Raw genomic sequence first — 944 nt, 5'->3', positions numbered from 1 at the left:
GCTTTAGAACCCCTCAAGAGGTTGTTCTAGGCCGTTATCCAAAACCTTGTCGCACTAAGAATTAGAATCGCCAACATGACCACCCCATAACTGATTGATAATAAAGAGAAAGTGCATAGAGTCAAGGGATGGTTTTGAGCACATTGGTGTTCAATAGAATCAATTAGTTACGTTGGGGTTTTGCTACGGCATTTTGCGATGTTTTGCGGCATTTCGTGCTGTTTTGTGTTGGTTGTGTGTGCCAAATAAACTAGCTAGGTTAACTCGGATATTTGACTCGATTAATTGGCGTTGTCGAGCTAGGATGCAAGTCTTAGTGAGGCAGTGCCCCATGCTGTTGATACCAGCACAGGGCGTGTGCCAATCATGTGCAACACTTTGAGGAGCTACAACATGACCGACACGGAAATAAAATACACCATTAGACGCTCAAGTGCTATCATCGCTACTTGCCTTGATACGATTTTTCACTGGACGCCACATCCGGAAACAGCCGAACTTTGTGGTCGTATGACTGCTATGTTGGAGGTGGTGAAACGGGATTTGGATGAAATTCAAATAAATGATTAAGCAATAAAATGCTGCAAATATCCCAAATATAGGATATCATAATGATGAAAACGATGAAGAAACTGGTTTGGATAGGAGATGCTTTAAAACAGTTGAAGCAATTCCCTGAGGAAATAAAAGATAGTATTGGTTACGCTCTGCATCAGGTACAGGAAGGCAAGGTGCCTCGGAATGCAAAGCCATTGAAAGGGCTAAGACCCGCTGTCATGGAGATTGTTTCTGATTATGACACCAATACGTATCGAACGGTTTACACCGTTAAGATTGCTGAGGTGGTTTATGTGCTGCATTGTTTTCAAAAGAAGTCGAAGCGAGGCATAAAAACACCGAAGCAGGAAGTGGAGCTGATTAAACAGCGGTTGCGTGAAGCCGAG

At 43.1% G+C, this 944-nt stretch carries 1 protein-coding gene; it reads left to right on the top strand.

Features of this window, described 5'->3' with window-relative positions:
* Positions 1-611: 611 nt before the first annotated feature.
* Positions 612-944: hypothetical protein (locus COV52_08180; protein PIR10611.1), on the top strand; the 333-nt coding region annotated here is incomplete at its 3' end.

The organism is Gammaproteobacteria bacterium CG11_big_fil_rev_8_21_14_0_20_46_22 (assembly GCA_002796245.1).
GTDB lineage: Bacteria > Pseudomonadota > Gammaproteobacteria > UBA12402 > UBA12402 > 1-14-0-20-46-22.
The sequence above is the reverse complement of the archived record's forward strand: the minus strand, read 5'-3'. Positions and strand labels throughout refer to the sequence as shown.